Source organism: Rhodococcus sp. MurmanLake-1 (genome assembly GCF_056945715.1).
Genome location: NZ_JBWZNF010000019.1, coordinates 1 through 20,003, shown reverse-complemented (window position 1 = coordinate 20,003; position 20,003 = coordinate 1). Strand labels below are relative to the sequence as shown.

The following is a 20,003-nucleotide window of genomic DNA, read 5'->3' as shown; positions in this document are numbered from 1 at the left end:
TCTACATATCCACTCGTCGACGTGCGAGAGAATTAGGGATGAGCAGACCGAGTGACGACGTTCGCCTGTTGACGATCTCAAACACTGTTTCGGATCGCCTCAAGTCACTCCCCGCAGACTATGAGGCCGCTTCAGCACTGATTGCCTCAGCTGCCTTTCAAGTGGGGTTCACTCGCATAGCTGCGGGACTGGCGCAAGAGATTGCTGGCCCCAAGGGTGACACGTACATCCATGAACGCTTCGCACCCGAGCAATTCGATGTCCTACAACTAGCCCCGATCGATTTTGCCTCGCGCACGGCCCTGACTTGCCTCGATCTTTGCGCAGCTGCTGCGTATCGACTGCGACGAGCAGGGCGGTTCGATTGCCATGGCGAGTCTGACCTGGAACACCTGAGGGAGGCGATCAGGAAGAACGGTGTGCAGCTCCACGAAGGCCAGGAACGGTGGCGCCAGGCCTTAATGGGCGATAACAAGTTCAGACTCCTCAAACTGGTGCGGGACCAAGTCACTCATCGAGCGCTGGAGAGACACACCACTATTGGCGAGGGCCCGCCGAAAACAACAATCACGATCGAGGGCAAGCCATACGACGGGACGGTCGCTACTCTTTTCGCCGACTTCGCGGAGTCCCAGTATCAGGCATTCACCACCGCAGTCCTCGCCGATTATCCTGATCGTCGGTCCCCTACAAAGAACAACTGACTTCGACACTTCAGATCGACAATGCCGCATCGGCAAGGATCGCAATCCAGTCCATGCCGGCAGCTACCCTCCACGCCATGGCACCTCCTTCACCGTTCGGCAACAGCGGTCGCGATCTGTTTGTTGTTCACGTCAATACCGCAGCGACCGACAACGGCGAGCGCCCGGTACGGGAAATTGCGGCAATAGACACAGGCAGCGGGCGATCGTGGGAGATCTCTCTGGCTAGTGGAGACGCCTTGGTCGACGACGCGGCGGCCCTCACGCTCGCAACGCTGGCCCGCAGCATTGAGGGACATATCGCGGGCGGCTTCCATCCGGAGGAGCACACAGGGCTACTCAGGCACCTGTTCTCACAACTGGATCTGTTCCCAAAATGGCACCAGAACTCTGATATACGGCAGCTGACAGCCGGCGCATTGGGAATCCCACCTACCCATATGCCCACCACTGAACAGACCTGCAATCTATGGGGTGTTTCTGTACGGGCGCGCGGAAGCGCCGTCCAAATGGCTGAAGCGGCGGCAGCGCGCTTTGACGCGCTTGCCTACTTTTCTGCCGGCGACCGACTCCGCATGGTCGATATCCAACTGAATTGAGCCAGCTATGCCAAACCGAATGTCGAGACTGAAACTGCCTGCGGGACTGAACCTGTTCTTGCGGCGGCTGCGCTGGCGCCACGTCGCGTTCCTGTGGCTCGTCGCAGCCCTTCTACTGACTTGGATCAACAGGGAGGTGGAGACAGGGACAGTGACGCATTGGGTACTCGCCGTCCCTGTCGCCTTTTCCCCCGTGCTTGTTCTTTTCCTTTGGGTACTCGCAAACAAGAAGCGCTGAAGGCGCCCTCGTCACTCCCCTCGTCATATTGCGGGCTCGTCGTCTTTGAAGAAGTATCCGCTCAGCGCCGCCGCGATCAGATGCGAGCGGGATTTTGCGCCCAGTTCCGCCACAAGGTGGTCAATCACGTCGAAGTCGGCATGAAATAGTCGGTAAGTTACCTGCGTCTCACTATCGTCACGTGACGTTTTGGCGCGAATGCCGCGGGCTGCGAATAATCCCCCACCGATTCGACCGCCAGGGTAGAGCAGTTCCGGCAGTCGATCATGAGTCTCCTCGATCGCGACGATGAAGATCTGACCGTTCGTCATCCCCGTGCTCACCCGCATCTCCTCGAGCTTCGCATGGCACCTTGCCGGCACCCGAACACTTGACGACTTCCCTCCCCCATCCAGGTCAGAGGAACGGTCGATTGACTCCCGATCTTGCTGGCTTCCAGCAGGTTCAGTCTCGGCGGGGCGCTCCACATGCGCGGGTACTTCCGACCCTTGTTCAATTTCGTCGTTGTGACCCTCGATGTACGCGGAAGCGATGCTCTCGACCGATCGGGCCGCGGCCGAACGGAAGGTCCCGGCGAGTGGTCGGTGCCCGCCAGCCGACTGAGACGGGCCTTGGTTATGCGTGCTACTCACGTCAATCTCCGATACTGAACAGGGAACGAGACACGCTCGCTCAAAACCTAAAGTGATCTTGCTGAGAGTTATACAGCCCTCCCTGGACAGCTCGGGTGCGACGAGACACCTCACCCAAGACCCGCGAATCTTGCACCCAAGTCATATCCACAGCCGTTAGAGAAACCTATCGGATCATTTCGATACGACCAAGACGTAAGCACCTAATTGCCTACATATGCGGAAGTGACAAGCTTGATTTCATCACGCGGCCATATGCATGGCGTCCCACAAGCATCCCACTCTCATATCAATTTCAATTCTACTGGCGTATTATGCGGCATTGGGACGCCCTTGGGACGATCTCGAAAGCGAGTGGCAATGTTTGCGAAGCCGCTTGGCTGGTATGTCGGTATGACCGGCATGCGATTGTCGGAATGCCTTCAAGTTCCAAACAAGGCGATAAGCATGATTCGTCGGGACGCAATTAGTACTACTGATGACACACCACCGGTGTGGTGTCATCATTGTTCTATGACCGTTCCCGGCAGCGAGATGGGCCTCAAGCTCAACTCGGCATGGATCGACGATCTCCGCTGGCACCGCGACCAATACAGGCAGTCTCGATTTCAATGGACGAGCAGCGACGCCCTGTTGGCTGCGACCGAGTTCACTCGCGGACGCCAAAGCTTCACCACCCTGTCTGAACTGCGCGAACTAAGCCAAGCGCGACGCTCAGCCGCCGCATACGCCACAGTGTGCCAACGGGCATTCGGCGAGGCCGCCAGACATGCGCGCAGAGGCCTCGAAACGACCACATCCTGGTCCGCAGTTGCTCGCGAACTGGACACAACTGTGGTCACCTGCTCGGCGAGTTCCCACTTTTCGATCTGGTCGCAGGCGCACGAACGCACAAATCCCCAGGTAGCCCGGGTGCAAAAGATCGTCGACGGGCTCTATTTCTCTAATCCCCTCATCCGCGCGTGGGAGCTCAAGCAGCTCTGGGACCTATATGCGGCTGCCGAGGACATCCTCGAAGACACTTTGGTCGATCTAGCCGTCGAACTCGACGGATTTCGCAGGGCTGACGACATCGCTCAGGCCGCAGATGTCCGCACCGTCGCAGGCCTCGGACATCGCATCAAGGCGCAGCGTGCACAGCGTGGCGCCATCGGCGATCCACGACGAACCCCACATCAGCACAGCTAAACAGCTATTTCACGCACACCTTCACGCAAAGCAAGCCATGTTGAATCACGCAGAGTGAGTAGTGAGTCCGGGGCTCTAGAATTCTGATCACGCACCCGGTCACCCTCGCCTACAAGCAGTCGGATCCGTACGCCAATTGGCAACTGATTCCGCCTGCGGCACAGCATGTAGACCCGCACCACATGCCGTACGAGAACCCTAAGTGCCACCCCGCACGCAAGCCCATCCTTCTGCACGCACATCATCCTGCGAGCGGTCACGCAAAACATCACGGATGCACACCCGCCCATCAAACCGCTGAGCATTCCGCACCTGATCATGCGGGGACTCACGCATAGAACCACGTTGCATCTCCCGTATCACCGCAGGCAGTCCAACACGCAGAAGACCACGTTTTCTTACACGCCATTTGGTCCGCGTGTGTTCACGCATTATTACCCGCATTTCTTCACGCATAATCTACCGCAGTGACTCACGCAGTAACTCACGCGCGTTCACATACGTGTTCACCTGCAGTTACATCGGCATGCAAACACGCGGCATTGCACGCGGTGCCGCATGCCGACCCACATGCCTGAACACATACGGCCCCACACGCGTGGCATACCGCGAGTTGTCCAGGACCCCTGCTAACTTTCCTTACAGACCACTCGTCAGAAACCAACGTCCATTGGGAGAACCACCATGTCTGTAGATGCCGTTCCAACGACACCCACTCATCAGCAACTGCCTGCCTGCTTCGGATTCTTCAACGGCAAAGGGGGAGTGGGCAAGACCTCACTCTGCGCGAACACCGGAGGCTTACTCGCTGCCGGCGGCTACCGGGTTCTCTTGCTTGACTTCGACCCCCAGGCCAACTTGTGCCGCGACCTCGGGTTCGTGAAGGAGGACGGCGTGCCCTTGTTCTCAGCCCTCTTGAGCGGGTCGGCACCGCCGATCATCCAAAACGTCGGTGGTCGCGAGAATCTCGACATCGTTCCAGGCGGCCCGGCAATGTTCGACCTTGCCGCAGTCATGGTGTCCAGGCAGCAACGCCAGGGAGGCAAACGACTAGGACAGCTTCTACTGGCCATGTTGCTGCAAGTGGCCGCAGACTACGACGTCATTATCTTCGATACCCCTCCGACGGATCTCACGATCATCGAAGCAGTGATGGAAGTAGTCCACGCTGTGGTCATTCCAATCCGCGCAGATGATGCCAGCCTCGACGGCATGGAAACGATCGCCGGCCAGTTCTCGGCAGCACGAGACGGAGATCCGGAACGAAACCTTCCTGCCGTGAACCCCCAGCTCCAACTTGGCGGGATCTGCCTCTTCGGCGTCAGCTCACGCGCAACCAAACTTGACGCAACGATTCGGGAAGCAGTCGAGGAGATGATCGGCGATTCGGCCCCGACTTTCGAATCTCGGATCCGCACGATGGAAACCACCGCCTTCGACGCGCGACGCCAGGGACTTCTGGTGCATGAGCTCGAGGAACGATCGGCCGGGGAAACCGCATCACGGATCGCAGCGCTGAGGAAAGGCACGAAACCGAAGGATCTGATGCTCTCGCGAAACGCCTCTGGCCTGGCCGAGGACTACTCGAACCTCACCCGCGAGATCCTCGTACGGATGTCGACCATCACCGCTGAGAGGGCTTCGGCATGAGTGAAAATAGGGTCCGCAACCGCAAGAGCATTGCCAAGTCTTTCGCCCCGAAGCCCAACCGAGCAGAGGGACTCGCTGGTCTCTTGCCCCCGGCCGGCGGGCTGCAGCCTCGCCGCGCCGCGAGCCCACAGACACCGGACACGGCTCAACCCGAGATCGACTCCACAGCTCCTCAACCGCCGGCTCCCAAACGAGTCACCGACGCCCCTCAACCCGCCGTCTCGGCGTCTGAATCTCCAGTGCGGGTGCAGCCGATGGAACCCGAAGCTGTCACCGCTCCAGTCGCACCACCCCACGCGACTCCTGTTGTAGTCGAACCTGCACCGGCAGTCACCGAAGCGCCGCCAGCCCAGACTCTGGAAGAAGGAAATCCGCCGGCTGCAGATACCTCGAAGGTGACTGTCACGGCCTACCTGGATCGCAGCACTCGCGACGCCTTGGTGAATCGTGCGGCCGAACGGCGATGCGATCACGCCGATGTTGCCATCGAGGCATTCGACGCAGTAGGCATCGAACGACTGCGAGCCCTCTTTCAACCCGTAGCAAGCAGATCGTCCTCAGGGATTCCGGTCCATCAAGAACCGTTCACGGTCAAGGGGCCCGTCGAGACCTGGTTCCGATTCACCACCGCTCAACGTGACTGGCTTGACGAGCAAGTGAAGGTCGTCAGTTCCAAATCGCGCAGCCGATTGCTCGCGGGCGTCTTGTCGCTGCACCTGCGGTCGCCCGCACAGTAGTGATGAACGGCCTCCGAGGAGCAAAAAGTAAGCCTCGGAGGCCGTCTCTGCTGTCAGGCCCACATGAACGGCAGCGGAGGCGGCATCGAATCGCAAGGCTTTCGTAGCCTCGAAACGGATCGTAGATCTGGGCGAGCGCAACGGCAGATTCGTGTCTTTGAAGGCGCTCCCCACCCCGCTCCCCACCCCGCTCCCCACCTATGTGGGGAGCGGTTTTTACCGTCTGAACTGCTGTTTTTTTCCACTCCCCCCACTCCCCACCAACTTCGCAGATAGGTCACACGTAGTAGTGGGGAAGTGCATGCCTCGCTAGCCTGACTCCGCTCCGACTCAGCCCGTCCAGGTCTCGCGACATGATGCGCACGAAGATTTGTTGACCCCATCTGTCACACGGCGAGGGGCACGCGGATCTTCCTCTAATCAGAGGCATTCATTGCGAGGGTTGAGGGGATTTCAGACATGAGCAGCGCCATGCACGACACGCTGACACCGCCAGCGTCACCGTTTCAGAATCAGTTTCGATTTACGCTCATCCCATGGGACGACCAAGTAAAGGCGCGCGCCGGTGCCTCTCCGTGCGCGCACCCCTCAACCAGGCCGAGGTCTACGAACGTCGAGCAGACGAACTCGGGATCGATCTCGGGGACTACTGGGTGCTCGTCATGGCGCGCGCCTCGAACCTCGACATTCCTGACTACATCCTCAAGAAGTTGGATCCGGAACGACTTCGCATCCACGACTCCCGCTATGCACTTCATCGGACGCAGACTGCTCGCGACGCGGCCGACGGCGAACTTTCGGTTCCAGCATGAGTTGGCCCTAGACAGCGAAAAACCCCCACTGCTTTGCCGGCCGGAGGGGGTTCTTCGATTCGATTTCAGTCCCGGGAAGCGACTTGCGACGTCACTTTCCGAACTTCACTTACTCAAGTCCAGAGGACTTATGGCCATTCTAACCAAATCCCGAGCACACTCGCCATCCTTGGCGACGAGTGTCGCTGAGGCAATCGCATGACGGCGGCTGCATCGAGCGGCGCAGCGACCGGCCCTATGTCGTCGTTCGACCGCGTGCGCAACGCGGTCGACTCCAATGGCGGGGTCCAACACCGAGGCCCTCACGAGTTGATGGCCCTGTGCCCTGTCCACGCGGACCGACATGCGTCTTTGTCAGTGAGCTGGGTCAACGGTCATCGCGGCGGCATGGTGCTTTTGCACTGCCACGGCTGCAACGCCTCTGCCACGGAAATTGCCGAGGGCCTGGGCCTGACCATGGGCGATCTGTTCGACGAACCGCTTCCTGAGCGCGATGCACTCACTCGGGTCGGCCGTTCGACTCAGCAACGGAGTGCGGGCCGACGACGCCCTAAAGGCGGGCGGTTGCCAGCTCGAATCGCCGTAGCTGCACCATCCCCAGAGGTTGAGCACAGCTGGGATCGAGTCAAGGTCTACCCATACGTGTCTGCGGACGGCACCGTCGTCCAAGAAGTCATTCGTGAGGAATGCAGTTCCTGTGACGGCGCACGTCACAAGCAGTTCCGGCAGTTGTTTGTCAGTGCCAACGGCACCCGAATCAAGCGCAAGCCCGAAGGTTTCGAATCTGTCCTCTATCGACTTCCCGCCCTGTTGTCTGCCTTGGCCGACCGGTCACCGGTCTGGTTGCTCGAAGGGGAGAAGGATGTCGAGACCGCCGAGAAGTTGGGTCAGGTCGCGACCACCAATGCGCAGGGTGGGCTGAACTTTCCCGTTGCCTGCGCTGAGCTCTTCGAAGGTGCAGAGGTCCGCGTCGTTCTCGATCGAGATGGCGCCGGATGGAAGCGCGGCATAGAACTTGCGTCATTGCTGGGCGGAGTCGGCGCCCAGGTTCAACTGTTACTCCCTGCCACAGTCACCCCGAAGTCTGATTTCACCGACCACGTCGAAGCTGGGCTGTGGTCGGACGAGGACGAGTGGGGTGGGTTTACTCCGGTCCGTCCAGGAGAAGTCGCCGCACATAGCTTCGCTGCTGACGTGGTCGAAAAGCAGACCCTTGTCGAGGTCGCGCTCGCCGAGGCTGCAGCGCGTGTCGATCTAGCTGACACGCAGGTCGAGTCCGACGAAGAGTTGGTACGCGCTCAGCGCTGGGCTCTGGAGGCTGAGCGCCGTTTTGAGCATCTGAGCGAGCTCGTGGACAAAGTCGTTCAGCAGGCAGCCGAGGAAGGCACCGAGTGGGCCGGCGAAGCCGTCGAGTCCGCGACGATTGCTTGGAATGCTGCACGGGTGGCGGCGCGAGCTGCTCACGAGATCGCAGGCGTCGCGATCCCTCCACTGCTGCAGGATCCGGAGCTCGAACCCACGCCAGTCACTGAAGCTGGCGCGGACGAGGCCACCACAGCGAACGACCCGTCTGCGACGTCGGTCGTGGTTCTCAATGGCATCCGCGGAACCAATTTCATCGCCCCTGTCTATCGAATCATCGAAGGAAACCTCGTCGAGATCGTCACCAGAAAAGACGGCGATCAGCAGGCAAAGCTGGTGCTGGACATCGATGCTCGCATCGTCGAGATGGAATATCTCGAAGTCACCGACGATGGGGTGGACGTCGACGAGCCTGATTTGATGGGCCGCGAAGCGATGGCCGGTCAGAACGAAATTAACCCAGCCTCGCCGCAGGAGCTGACTGCGGTAATCATCGGATACACGCATCCGGACAGCCGCGAGTTTCTGCGGATCCGGATCCCGGCAAAGGAGTACCGGGACTGCGCGTGGGTGGAAACTCTGCCAGGCCCTCCTGCTTACGACAGCCGTCCTAGCGGCGTTGCAAAGCTTCGTGACGCACTCAAAGGCGCTGGCGGACGCGAGATTCGGCGCGTTGTACGGTATCGATCCACCGGGTGGCGACGGGACGAGCAAGGAAAATACTTCTTCGTACACGCCGGTGGTGCCATCGACGCAAATGGCGGACGAGTGGCGCCGGTCCTCCTGACCGGGCCTTTGAGGATGTACGACTTGCCGGCACCCAGTCCGGATCCTCAGCGGATCCGGGAGGCGTTTTTGCTGCACTCCGCCTCGATGCTCGAACGAACACCCACCCGAGTCTCGGCAGCACTTCTCGGCCACGTCTTCCGGTCCGCGCTCGGCCCGAACCCTTGGGTGCTCGCTCTGATCGGCTCCCCTGGCAGTTACAAGACCTCGATCGCCTCCCTTGTGATGCACCACTGGGGAGAAAAATGGGACCGTCGGCGCCCAGCGACATCGATGTCCGGCAACGGTGACACCTTGAATGCGTTACGCATCAAACTCAACGCCGCGAAAGACGCCTTGTACTGGGCAGATGATGTCGCTCCGACGCGCGATTTTGGTGCTGCACAGAAGTCTCTCGAAGAGTTCGCCCGACTCGTTCACAATGGCGAGCAGAGGAGCCGCAGCACCAGGGACGGTCTCGGAGTCCTCGATGGCACACCGCCGCGGGCGTCAGCTCTGATCACGTCTGAAGTCATGCCGCGCCCTGGATCGGGAGCCCAGCGAATGCTGGTCGTCCCCCTTCAGGCTGCCGAGATCGACCTCGAAGAGCTCAAGCGGCTCGACGGCGCCGACTCTCGGCACGGGCGGGCTCTCCTGATGGCAAGCTTCTTGCAGTGGCTGTGCCCACGGCTGGAGGAAATTCGCGAAGAAGCATTCGCCGAGGGAAACACCTACGGCAACCAGCTGCGCGATAGTGGCGAAAGCGTCCGCCAGGCAGATGCTTTGGGCTCCTTGTGGGCTGGATGGCACGCGATGTCACGCTTTCTCGTCGATATCGGCGCCTTGACAGAAGGGGAAGTTGCGCAAACCGGCGACCTTGTCACTCTCGGATTGTCCGATGCCGCAACAGCTTCGACTGACCCCGATCTTCCGATGCGTACCGGCGGACGAGTGCGCGAGCTGCTGGTACACGCATTGCAGACTGGTTTGGCGTTTGTCGAAGATGTCGAAACCGGGGAAGCGCCGGAATGGCCGTTGGCCAGCCGACTGGGTTGGCGCCGAAGTTCGATGGGCGTCAGCAACGACGGAGCTCAGCGGTGGCGCGAGGAAGCCCGCGGTATCCGTCTGGGTTATGTCGTGTCGAACCCTCGGCCGTGCGACGGGGACCCGCAGCTGCTTCTGGAATTGACCGGACTCGAGCAGGTACTCAAGGCCGCCGGCGGAACGATGACAGACGGACTGCAAATCGATCGCGGTACGGCGTCGAGGGCGTTGTACGACGAAGGTGTGCTGATCGCGGAAGAGCGAAAAGGACGGATGCCCCGCTACACCGTGCAGCGCATGATCAAGTGCGAGAACCGGCGTCAGCGCATGGTCGCTCTCCGGCTGGACAAACTTTTCGGCAACGACGGTCCCGACAATATCGATCCCGAATCCGGATGGGGCGGGCCAACGGACCCGACGCCCGATGATCAGCCCACCGACCAGCCGACTTCGAGCCACTCCGTGATTCCGGATCTCTTCGAGGGCTGGCTGAGTAGTCCAACCAGTCCAGGACACGGAGTAGCTTCGACTGATTCGTCCACCGAAGCAAAGAGCCTGACCAGCTCGATTACCGACAAGGAGCCTGAAATGGCGATTGAAACCGATGCAGAGGGATTCTCCGCAGACGGGTTCCAGATCTCACCTACATCTACCTGCGCTCTCTGCCATGGCGACGAAGCTGGCTGGGAGATCGACGGACTCGTGATGCACCTCCCGTGCTGGTGGCAGAGCACCGCCGCTTCTCGGGCGATTGCAGCTGGCACAACCGGAAATCAGGAAGAAATCACGCCAGCTCCCGAACCTTCACCGCCGGTAGCGCCGGCACCGAAAGCCACTGAGACTCGCACGAAGGTAGTGAAGACGACCGGCAAGGAGAAGGCGGCCGCGTTCACTGCGCCTGCTGCAGTACTCGATGTCGACGGAGTGTGGCTGCCGGACGGCAGTCGTCACGAGCTGGCTACTCCGATCGTTCATGTCGGAGATGTCGCCGAGTTGGTCACGACGCTGAATCTCGGGACGTGGACGTCTGACACGTGGTCTGTGCCTGGTCAGATCTGGATCACCGATGCGATGGCCCAGAAAGTTGGCATTGACACCAGCACGTTGGGAAAACGCAACAGGAATGATCGACTCAAGGAGCTGTCGGCCGAATCTGCATTTGTGACTGATGCACTGGCTCAGGGGTGGCAGCTTGGCGGGCAGCCGGGTGACCGGCTAGGGACCTGGACTCGTGTGTGGCGAGGCGAGGCACGCGGCGTGTGGGTAGCTCTGATCTCCGGGATGAGCCAGGACCCGAAAGAGATGCCCGTACTTGGTGACTCTCCTACCGCAGCAACATTGGCAAGGCGGCTTGCGTTGTTGGCTGGGGCACTCCGATTCCCGTGGGCTGTGAGTCCCGCATCGACCGGGATCGACTTGATGATCGCTGCCCGTCCCAAGGAATGGAAGCGGATCTTCGCGCCGTCCGATTCGGATTTTGCGAAGAAGTTCCAGATCTTCGAAGCCGATATCGACTGGTCGCGAACCCTTTCCGATTCAGAGGTGAAATGCCGCTATGTTCATGCCTTCGATCGCGGCGGTTCCTATGCTGCCGGTATTGCTGGTCTCGAATTGCCGATCGGGGAGCCAGAGCATCACCCAGATGGGATGGTGTTCGATCGCAAGCTTCCCGGGTACTGGCTGATCGAGATCCCCGACGCAGCGGACTGGCGTTACCCGAATCCCTTGAATCCGATGGGGCTGTCTATCTCCGAACCGAAGTGGGTGACCACTCCGACTCTCGAACGCGCTGCACAACTCGGTTACGAGCCGGAGATCTTGGAAGCGTTCGTCTGGCGAGATCACGGGCGAGTTCTGGTGCCCTGGTACGAACGCATTCGCGATGCGCGAACCGCCTTGGATATCGAGGGTGATACCGACGCACTGTTGGCGCGTGAGCAGAACAAAGTGATCTACACGCACACCATTGGCATGCTCAACTCCGACATGCATTTGGCCGGGCGACCCGGCTACTCGCCCGAGCGACACCACCACATTGTCGCCAAATCTCGCGCGAACATCATGTATCGGATCGCGAAGATCGGCGAGGACAGCGGAGTGTGGCCTGTAGCGGTCACCAAAGACACTGTCCTGTATGTCTCCGACGAGCGCGATCCACAATTGGCATGGCCTGGAGATCAGAAGCAGTTCGGACGAGGGTTCGGGAACTACAAGCCGGAAGGATCGGCACTGTTATCCGACCACCTGCAGTATTTGGACGGCCAAGGCTATCGGGGAAAGTCGGAGCTGATTGCCCCGAACGAATGGGCAGCTAGTGCGGAGGGGAGTGATTCCTGATGGCACGCAACCCACTCAGTAGGGCGTCGTATTCGCGCATCGCAGACAGTCTTTCCGACTTCGGGTCTGTCGTGGCCGGCCGAATCAACATCTCGCGAGCAGCCAAAGAGCTTCGTGTCACTCAGACTGCCATCCGGGAAGTCTTGAGGGGGGAACGAGGAAAACTTCAGGGGGAGTTCTTCGGGAAGTTGACCGGCCGGCAAGGGGCCGACATTTCCGGACAGCCAAATGCGTCGAACCTGAAGGCTCAGCTGCTGGCCGCTTACGGACCGGGAAAGCGCAGCGAAATCAACACCGCTGCAGCGGCACGTGATTTGGGTGTCTCCAAACGAACAGTCGAGCGTTGGCTGGCTCCCGAGGGCCGACAGCGAATTGCGAAGCCACGCACCGAAACCCTGAATGCACTGGCCCGCAAAGCGAAACAATCCGCGTCCACTCGAACCTCACGTAAAGAAGCGATGTCGAGCGTACGCAGCAGCGCACGAGGAAAAGCACTGTCGAACTTCGGTGGGAAGATCAAGATCGACGCCGTACAGGGGCCCGGCACCCGAGAGTATGCGCGCGACCGAATGATCACCTTGGCCCTGACACCCGACCAGGTTGAATCCATGTGGAGCGCCTACGAAAATGGGGGCGACAAGGGAATGATCAATTGGATGAACAGCCGAGCCCAAGACTATGTCGGCGGCTGGGAGTTCTACCAAATCAATAGCTTCGACGTGGAACGGTAAGCGAGCGATGCCCTCTCGGCGAGGACCGCGGTGGACACGCAAGCGACTCGAAATGATGCTCCGGACTTGTTACGGCGAGACCGAGCGCGGGGGAGTGGACGTCGCGGTCGTCGCCGAGGCTTGCGGGGTTTCAACGCGCACCGTGCGACGGTGGCTTTCTGGCACCAACCGCCAGCTTGCGGCGATCCCTTCTGCTCGGTTGGCGCAGTTGCGTCTGCCGGCGCCGGATTCGGAGCTGCGCAGCCAGCAACAAGCCGACTATGCCCGTGACGCCATAACCTCGATCGCACTACCAAAAGGTCGAGGAATTTTGCCAGCGTGGCGTGATCGTGGATGGCTCGATACGCATGTGGTTGCGATCGTGGACCTCGCGGGCACGCCGTGGCGGCAGGTTGTCATCAGTAACGGTTCAGCGCGGTCGGTGAAGGAGTTCCGCCGTAGAGGCTCCATCGTTGACCTCACGACGCTGCCGACCCGTTTCCATGGTGTTGTACTTGCCCACGAGGTCCTGCAGGAGGTGGAGCCATGGCGTGTGCACCCTCGCTCTGAAATCCTGCCTCAGGGCCGAACCCAGGTCTGGTCCGATGACGCGCCGGCTGTCGATCTTGCGGTGTTAGCTGTGGCGAGAGAACTGAAATGAACGGCAGATAAGGACATGAACATGAATCCCACCAGCAGTGCAATCGAAGCTCGCGTCAGCGCGGTGCTGTCCGAGTTCTTGATCGATGAACAGGCAGGGGCGTCGCCGGCCGGCGCGACTGATGTGTCGTGGCCGGCGGAGAACATTCCGTCGTGATCGAATCCGTAGGCCCACAGCCTTGGCAACGCGTCAAAGATCCACAGTCATTGCCGACGGCATCGAAGCCGGCGCTCCTGGCGGGGCACTTGCGCGACCTCGATGACGAAGCGTTAGGCCGGTTGATCCGTGACCACCTCGTGCCGCTCGACTCCGAACGCGGATATCGGGTGCGGTGGAACAGTTTCTGGGCGGCCTTGGGTTTCGACCCAGTTCTACGAGAACGTGCCACCGCTATCATCAATGGGTTTCTGGACCTGGCCGAGTCCGCGCTCGCGGCAGATGATCAGGATGCCAATCAGGCCAAACGGACCGGGAAATTCTTCGACCGATGCGAAGGTGCATTGGATCGCATTCTCAACCGCGCAGACGAACCACTGGCTTGGGCCGGCGCCGCCGCTGCATCGTTCAATCCGGCTGCACGGATCGTGATCGACAAGCTGATCTCCGCCATTGATCAGCACCGCCGCGATTGCGACAATGAAAACCTCTGGGCGGCACTCGATCACATCAAAACTGAAGATCTAGGCACTTCAGCACCGCGGCTCCGTCGCTCTCAATATCGAGAGTGACGGAGCCTGGTTTCGAAACTCGACCTCTTGCAATCCTCGGCCCTAGCTGGTGGGGTTCACTCAAAGTTCCCGTTTTGCGTCATATTCAGCGATGGCTCGTCGCACGTCCGCAGACACGTTTTCGCGGAGCATGCCAACCACCTGGTCAGTCTCGACATCAGGTGGTGATGAATTGATTATGTTCGCAACCATCTGCGCCACCAACGTCCCTTCATTTGAGAGAAGCCGACTAATCAGCTTGAGGCGGATAGCATCTCCATCTTCCGGCGTTGTTCGGGCTATCTGATTAGCGATAACGGCGCGCACCCACGGATCCCTGTCTCGGGACATCGCCACGAGCGTGTCGTAGCGGCCAGACAGTCCCTTGCCGACAACAACCTCGACCGCTGCTGCACGCTGATGCGCGTTGCCCTGCAAAAGATCCCATAGTTCTTCATCTGAAATTGCGGCTGGACGAAGGGCAGCCAATGCACTCGCTGCCCGGCCTCGAACATCTTCATTTCGGAAGAACGGATGGGTCGACGGCGGTGTAACCATCAGATCATGGAGCGGCGGGACGAGCCTGTCGACCACTTCAGTAGGGATACGCTTGCTATGTCCCCTCAAACCCTTCAATGATTTCGTCAGGTGAGCACGGAAAGGCGAAGGGGTAGTGAACAGTTCCGAGATAGGTTCCCACACAGCAACTTCTGGATGCCAGGCGTTAAGCAGTATCAGCGTTGCCGCGAAATCTGAGCCTCCAATGTTGAGGTTTCCGTTCGTCAGATCAAGAATTTGTTGTTCAATTCCCGAGACTAACTTGTCGATCACCGTCTTCACCGTATCGGCGTCAAGATCTCGAACGTCGCCGAATGCATCGAGAGCTAGGACATTCCCATCTCTAAGTTTCTCTCGAATCCTCTCCCTATGAGTGGGGTCGCCCTCAGCTAGGACGCGGTCGATGGCTTCCTTTACCTCTGAGCTGTCTTCGTTTCGCGCGGCCAATGCCGCTCTGTCGTCATCAGTCCATGCGGTGGTGGGAATGTTATTGATTACTGCGGCCCAGTCATGCGCAGAACCAATATCGCTTTGTTCTGGCAAGTCTTTGATGTACTCAATCACTTCGCGTAGCGCATCGGCCGAGACCACTGGCGCGAGGTTTTCCAAAGTATCCAGGAGGACATATTCCAGGGAAAAACTCGGTTGTAGTCGTGATGCCAACCCCCCGAGGTCGCTCAGGTTGGACAAAATCCATCGAACATGTTCGTCGGCCTGCGCTGGTTCGAGAACATCAGAGGCGGTTGAGACCAGTTGAAGGTCTGCGTGCAGCGAGGTCCGGGTCGCCCTATCGAGTTTCACCTTGCCTACGGCTGCGCGGACAGCTTCTGCCGGCCCCACTCGGAGTAGATGACGCGCAACTTGTGCAACCACTTTCTCCTCACTAGCGTGCCGCAGCGCTGATAGGGATTCAGCAAGATCGTCCTGCGATCTGTACGAAGTAAGAACGTGCTGGGCCAGTAGTTTATGAGAGTGCTGCCAGGATGAGTGATCCGCCGCCAGCCCAGCGAGCAGAGCCGCGGCTCGAAGCCTCAGGAAAGTCGAGTCAAATTCGGTGCTCTTCGATTCGCCCACCCACTGTTGGAACAATGAGTCGAAATTGCTCTGAAGGCCGGCGGCAACCTCTTGATTTCGCCACCACGATGCAAGGGTGTCCCGCCCCTTGATCAACTCGCCAATATCGGAGGCCCACGGGTCCAGCCTGAAGATGAGGTCCGCGCCGGACCCTGTGATTGCCATTGCCGTGGGATCGTCAACTGCAGAGGCGCGGACCTTCTGCACGTCGAGGGCCAACAGCCGAGCGCCTTCCAGATCGCCAAGTTCCGCCAGGCACCGGGCCTTATGCAAAATCAGCCAAGCCTGATCGATGGGCCTGTATTCAGTAGTCGAGAGGGCGCTCTCGATTACCCGCAAGCCTCCTTCCGGATTCGATTCTTCGACCAATAGCGCACATGCGCATACTGCCGCTGCAGCGCGGTCATGCGGTTCTGTGGCCTCCTCAATAATCTGCTTGAGGGGATCAGAGTCAACATCCTGAGAAGGAATCGCTCTGTCATCACCAAGCAAAACGTCGTGCAGGGCTGCGTAAAAACGCCAACCCCATTTGTTCGATTTCCGACATTGTTCAAGGTCTGGTGCCGGGCTATTTTCAAGGGATGTTTTTCTCCTGCTTTCGGGTCGCGGTACCAGATCGTGTAGTCGCATCTTGACCAAAAGCGCGACGGCCTCCTCCGAGCTAAGTTCCGCCACTTCCAAGTTCGGGTGTGGGGCCACCAATCGTGGCGCCAGCATGGCGTAACGAAGACGATCAGCCGCCAGGACCTTCACGCCACCCCATGCGCTCCCTTCCCATTGCGAACTGATCCGCCCTTCGGTGGCGACCTCCAAGAGCTCCGCGGCGTGATCCGCGTCAACGGTGGAATGAGCAGGAACGAGGATCTTGGAGCCCTTACCCGTGCTCACGACGGCGTCCTGTGTCACGTGAACCCAATACAATTTCTTGGTGGTCTCGTCGCACAGCAAAAGGATGAACGGAACCGCGTAGTCGAGCCAGTACTTCACGTGTTCACTGTCCGCGTCACGGAACCACCATCCGACGATATTTCCGTCATCATCAGTCTCCGGCTCATCGAAGAACGAGGGGCCATACTTCACTTGAGCTCCCACGAGTGCACCGTGATCCATGAGATCGGCGGTTCGCGCCTGCAGCAGAAGATCCGAGCCCACTTCGCCGGCAGGATTTTGTGCAACATGCCAGTCAATTTTAAGGAACTCCAAAGTGGCGAGCGCCTCCCCGATATTCCCTACCTGGGTGGTCCTACTTGCTTTCATTCTCTGTTCCCGCCCTCACTCAACGAATTTCATCTTCTGCGATAAAGAAAAGCACATCCTGCGTGTATGTCCCCGGCACCGGGTGCGGCGGGGACATACACGCAGGTGAATGCATGTTTTTGTCGGATATCGAGGGTAGGTTTGGAGGTGTCCAATTGCTGACGGGCGGATTGACCCCCTGCCCCATTGTTAGGTCGGAGATTCGAAGTGACGTTGACGATTTCGCACACTGCCGCGGATGGAACGCTGATTGACGGGACCTCTCGCGGTGATGGTTCCGGAGATGTATTGGCGGCGCGCGGGTGGAGGTGGTTTCGCAGTATCGGTTTCTGGGGGATCCGGAGCAGTAGGGATCGGGCTCCGAAGGTTCGCCTGATCGAGATGACTGCAGAGGCGTTGCGCGCGAGTGGTTTCGATGTCGAGATTGATATCGACTCGACAGCGCGGCCGACGGCCGAGGTCGAGGCCGATCGCATTGATCGTCAAGCTGCTCGGGTGGAAGCGCTCGAGCTGAAGGCGGGGCGCCGGTCAGAACAGGCGGAATCGGCGTGGGAGGCAGAGCAGCGCGCGGCTGCCCAGCTTCCCCCTGGGGGTGAGCCGATCAAGATCGGGCACCATTCGGAGGGCCGGCATCGGCGAGCGCTCGAGAAAGTCCATCTGCGCCTGGGACAGGCTGTGTCAGCCGAGGGGGAGGCGAAGGAAGCACGTAGGCGTGCAGAGGCGGCAGCGGTGACCACAGCGGCTCGCTACAGCCCCGTGACCGTGAAGAATCGAATCGACAAAATGCACGCAGAGCAGCGCGCGGACCACCGCGAGCTCGACGGCCACGAGCGAACGCTCTTCGTGGTGCGTGGCGTGAAGCAGATCGAGAAATTCCCTCCGGCCGAGGGCACCTACCGTCAGTCGCTGATTACCCGCATCGCCGAGCGGGCCGAACAGATCACCTATTGGGAAGAAATCCGCGCCCAGCAGATCGCGTCAGGTCAGGCCAACAATTTCGGGCCGGACACGATCGCGAAAGGAGATCTGGTCAGGTGCTCGGGTGTCTGGTATCCGGTAGTTCGGGTCAACAAGAAATCTGTCACTGTTCCGGCGAGGATAGGCGGTGATTGGACGGACACTATCCCGTATCACAAACTTGCTGGACACAGACAGGCGAAGGAAGCCGAAACATCTTCGGCCAGTTCATCTTCCATCAAGGAGGTTCGGTCGTGAACAGTCTTCGGGACGAGATTCACAGCGGAGAGTTTCGGCAGTCGCGCCACTATCCGGTTGCACGTTCCGTGGAACGTGTTGCTGCCCAAACATTTACGCGACTCAATCCCGACACCGAGTGGCCACCGGCTAACGGCCACTTCGCGGACGTGTACCGCCTCGCCAGCTGGCGACTGCTCACACCGCTCGAGACTGTCGCCGCTCTCGATTACGAAACCCTGACGGCGAGCTCCTGGGCGGCTCTGCCGGACGATCAGCGCGAAGCCTGGTTCGAGCATGTGCGCGGCACCAATTCTCGTCTGTCACGCACCCGGATCGGCAGATTCACGGCCGAGGCGATCACTGCCCCTTAGCAGCTAAAACCACGGGAGGCCGGCGCTTTGCGCCGCCTCCTGTGTCTATGTCCCCGGCACCGGGTGCGCCGGGGACATAGACACAGGTCAAAGCGCCTTTTTGTCGTATGCGTGGGGTAACTTTCAAGTGTTCGTCAGTCCAATCCATCGGGTGAATCTGACCAGTTCGCCCACCGACCCAAAGGGGTTCCGCAATGCCAGCTTTCCGAATGACCAGCCCGTCCGATGTTGTCGCCGGTGCCGTGGCTATGGGTGGCCATCTTCCCGAGGACGAGTTGGTCATCATCACCCTCGATGTGCACCCGTGCAGGGTCGCCATGCTCCCCCTCCTCAACCTGCTCCCTGGCGTGTCGGAGGGAATTCTGAGTTCCCTGCGTGTGACACCAGCTCTGGAAGAGTGCCAATCGATGCTCGTGGTTGTCTTTGGCACGCTCGAACGGGGCAATGACGTAGCCGAAGCGCTCGAAGCATTTCGGCCCGATTCAGTTCCGCCTGTGTTCGTTTTCACCGATGGTCTGGTACGCCGATGGACGGGCGCGGGATCACTTGCCGCACAGTCGGGTACACCCGTCGATCTCGCAGCACACCCGCTGATCACCGAAGCGCTGTTTGAGGGAACAACGATTCTCAAAACCCGCAGCGAGATCCGAGCAGGGTTTACAGCCGCACAGCACGGTCCGGAACGCGCTGCGGCGGCCTCACGGGCCTTCGGCGCCAAGCGCATCGTTCTACGCGCCATGGAGCCACAGCGAGCGGCCGATCGGGTATTCGATCTGGCACTTTCGCACTACCTGGACGGCACGTCACAGCACGGCATTACCGTTACCGATGAGCACGCAGCCGTTATTGCTGCTGCCATGCATGACGTGACGGTGCGCGATCTGTTGTTCGCACACATCGACGAAAACAATGCCGATGCAGCCGCCGAGGTAATGCGGCAAGTCGGCGCACTGTTGCCCGAGGATTTGGCCGGTCCGCTCATGGTGTTCGCCGGAGTCTTCAACTGGGTCAATCGCCGCTCTGCGCTGGCACGTGAAGCACTGACGAGCGGCCGCCGACTCGACCCGTCCCACAGCTTCGGGAAGATGTTCGAGCAGGTTCTCGACAACGGTCTGCACCCCGCGATCTGGGAACAATTGCGGACTGCGGCAGTTCTGGCACATCAAACCCAGGCGCAGTAGATAACGAATCGGTGGCGCAATGCATTTCGTGATTGCGCCACCGATTTTCTTGCGCTACGCCGAATGGAGCCGAGCGCCGATTCCTTTTCGCCGCGATTTTCTAAATTGCGTTTTAGCACAACGGAAACGCCCGCAACCCCGGCCGCGCTGTAGAGGTCGACAGCAAGCGTCAAAAACCCCGCAGCGGCCAGCCGCTTGGCTTGCCGCTGCATCACCTCC

At 59.8% G+C, this 20,003-nt stretch carries 16 protein-coding genes and 1 pseudogene; 14 read left to right on the top strand and 3 right to left on the bottom strand.

The features are described 5' to 3' along the window. Window positions 1–38 precede the first annotated feature (38 nt). Window positions 39–704, top strand: coding sequence for a hypothetical protein (locus AC2ETI_RS30070; RefSeq protein WP_058037126.1), 666 nt, complete (start codon window positions 39–41; stop codon window positions 702–704). 77 nt (window positions 705–781) lie between these two features. Further along, window positions 782–1,303, top strand: a complete 522-nt coding sequence (locus tag AC2ETI_RS30065; RefSeq protein WP_253741151.1) for a hypothetical protein — start codon at window positions 782–784, stop codon at window positions 1,301–1,303. A 261-nt stretch (window positions 1,304–1,564) separates the two neighbouring features. Here AC2ETI_RS30065 and AC2ETI_RS30060 read toward each other — a convergent pair whose 3' ends face one another. Further along, a complete protein-coding gene (locus AC2ETI_RS30060) occupies window positions 1,565–1,852 on the bottom strand; it encodes a hypothetical protein (protein WP_256922264.1) in 288 nt (95 codons plus the stop codon). Window positions 1,853–2,686: 834 nt separating this feature from the next. Between AC2ETI_RS30060 and AC2ETI_RS30055 the strand changes: the two genes are divergently transcribed. From AC2ETI_RS30055 to AC2ETI_RS30015, 9 genes are all read left to right on the top strand, one after another. Continuing rightward, window positions 2,687–3,361, top strand: a complete 675-nt coding sequence (locus AC2ETI_RS30055) for a hypothetical protein (RefSeq protein WP_058037130.1) — start codon at window positions 2,687–2,689, stop codon at window positions 3,359–3,361. Window positions 3,362–4,045: 684 nt separating this feature from the next. Next, on the top strand, window positions 4,046–5,011 hold the full coding sequence (locus tag AC2ETI_RS30050; RefSeq protein ID WP_003942441.1) for a ParA family protein: 966 nt from the start codon (window positions 4,046–4,048) through the stop codon (window positions 5,009–5,011). Then, entirely contained in the window at window positions 5,008–5,748 is a 741-nt protein-coding gene (locus AC2ETI_RS30045) for a hypothetical protein (RefSeq protein ID WP_058037131.1), read from the top strand. Before AC2ETI_RS30050 ends, AC2ETI_RS30045 begins: the two co-directional genes overlap by 4 nt. Before the next feature lie 536 nt (window positions 5,749–6,284). Then, entirely contained in the window at window positions 6,285–6,560 is a 276-nt protein-coding gene (locus tag AC2ETI_RS30040; RefSeq protein WP_011331723.1) for a hypothetical protein, read from the top strand. 198 nt (window positions 6,561–6,758) lie between these two features. Then, the gene (locus AC2ETI_RS30035; protein WP_084326088.1) at window positions 6,759–12,068 is read left to right on the top strand and encodes a telomere-binding protein; all 5,310 of its coding nucleotides are present in this window, start codon (window positions 6,759–6,761) and stop codon (window positions 12,066–12,068) included. Further along, window positions 12,068–12,799 carry a hypothetical protein gene (locus tag AC2ETI_RS30030; protein ID WP_003942446.1) on the top strand — a complete coding sequence of 244 codons (732 nt, stop codon included), beginning with the start codon at window positions 12,068–12,070 and terminating at the stop codon, window positions 12,797–12,799. Before AC2ETI_RS30035 ends, AC2ETI_RS30030 begins: the two co-directional genes overlap by 1 nt. Before the next feature lie 7 nt (window positions 12,800–12,806). After that, window positions 12,807–13,439 carry a helix-turn-helix domain-containing protein gene (locus tag AC2ETI_RS30025; protein ID WP_084326089.1) on the top strand — a complete coding sequence of 211 codons (633 nt, stop codon included), beginning with the start codon at window positions 12,807–12,809 and terminating at the stop codon, window positions 13,437–13,439. Window positions 13,440–13,460: 21 nt separating this feature from the next. Continuing rightward, window positions 13,461–13,595, top strand: coding sequence for a hypothetical protein (locus AC2ETI_RS30020; protein WP_256922265.1), 135 nt, complete (start codon window positions 13,461–13,463; stop codon window positions 13,593–13,595). Continuing rightward, window positions 13,592–14,167 carry a hypothetical protein gene (locus tag AC2ETI_RS30015; RefSeq protein WP_256922266.1) on the top strand — a complete coding sequence of 192 codons (576 nt, stop codon included), beginning with the start codon at window positions 13,592–13,594 and terminating at the stop codon, window positions 14,165–14,167. Before AC2ETI_RS30020 ends, AC2ETI_RS30015 begins: the two co-directional genes overlap by 4 nt. A 60-nt stretch (window positions 14,168–14,227) precedes the next feature. Here the strand turns inward: AC2ETI_RS30015 and AC2ETI_RS30010 are convergent, their stop codons facing one another. After that, entirely contained in the window at window positions 14,228–17,035 is a 2,808-nt protein-coding gene (locus tag AC2ETI_RS30010; protein ID WP_084326091.1) for a DUF4365 domain-containing protein, read from the bottom strand. 207 nt (window positions 17,036–17,242) lie between these two features. Between AC2ETI_RS30010 and AC2ETI_RS30005 the strand changes: the two genes are divergently transcribed. The 3 genes from AC2ETI_RS30005 to AC2ETI_RS29995 all read left to right on the top strand — a co-directional run bounded on the left by AC2ETI_RS30005 (window position 17,243) and on the right by AC2ETI_RS29995 (window position 19,784). Next, on the top strand, window positions 17,243–18,250 hold the full coding sequence (locus AC2ETI_RS30005; RefSeq protein WP_084326092.1) for a DUF3560 domain-containing protein: 1,008 nt from the start codon (window positions 17,243–17,245) through the stop codon (window positions 18,248–18,250). Then, on the top strand, window positions 18,247–18,603 hold the full coding sequence (locus AC2ETI_RS30000) for a hypothetical protein (RefSeq protein WP_011331730.1): 357 nt from the start codon (window positions 18,247–18,249) through the stop codon (window positions 18,601–18,603). The genes AC2ETI_RS30005 and AC2ETI_RS30000 overlap by 4 nt, the downstream gene beginning before the upstream one ends. A gap of 194 nt (window positions 18,604–18,797) precedes the next feature. Then, entirely contained in the window at window positions 18,798–19,784 is a 987-nt protein-coding gene (locus tag AC2ETI_RS29995) for a DUF4192 domain-containing protein (RefSeq protein ID WP_084326093.1), read from the top strand. On the opposite strand, the pseudogene AC2ETI_RS29990 reads toward AC2ETI_RS29995, so the two are convergent. Next, window positions 19,766–20,003, bottom strand: a pseudogene (locus AC2ETI_RS29990) (hypothetical protein); the annotation flags it as partial. The gene AC2ETI_RS29995 and the pseudogene AC2ETI_RS29990 sit on opposite strands and share 19 nt — an antisense overlap.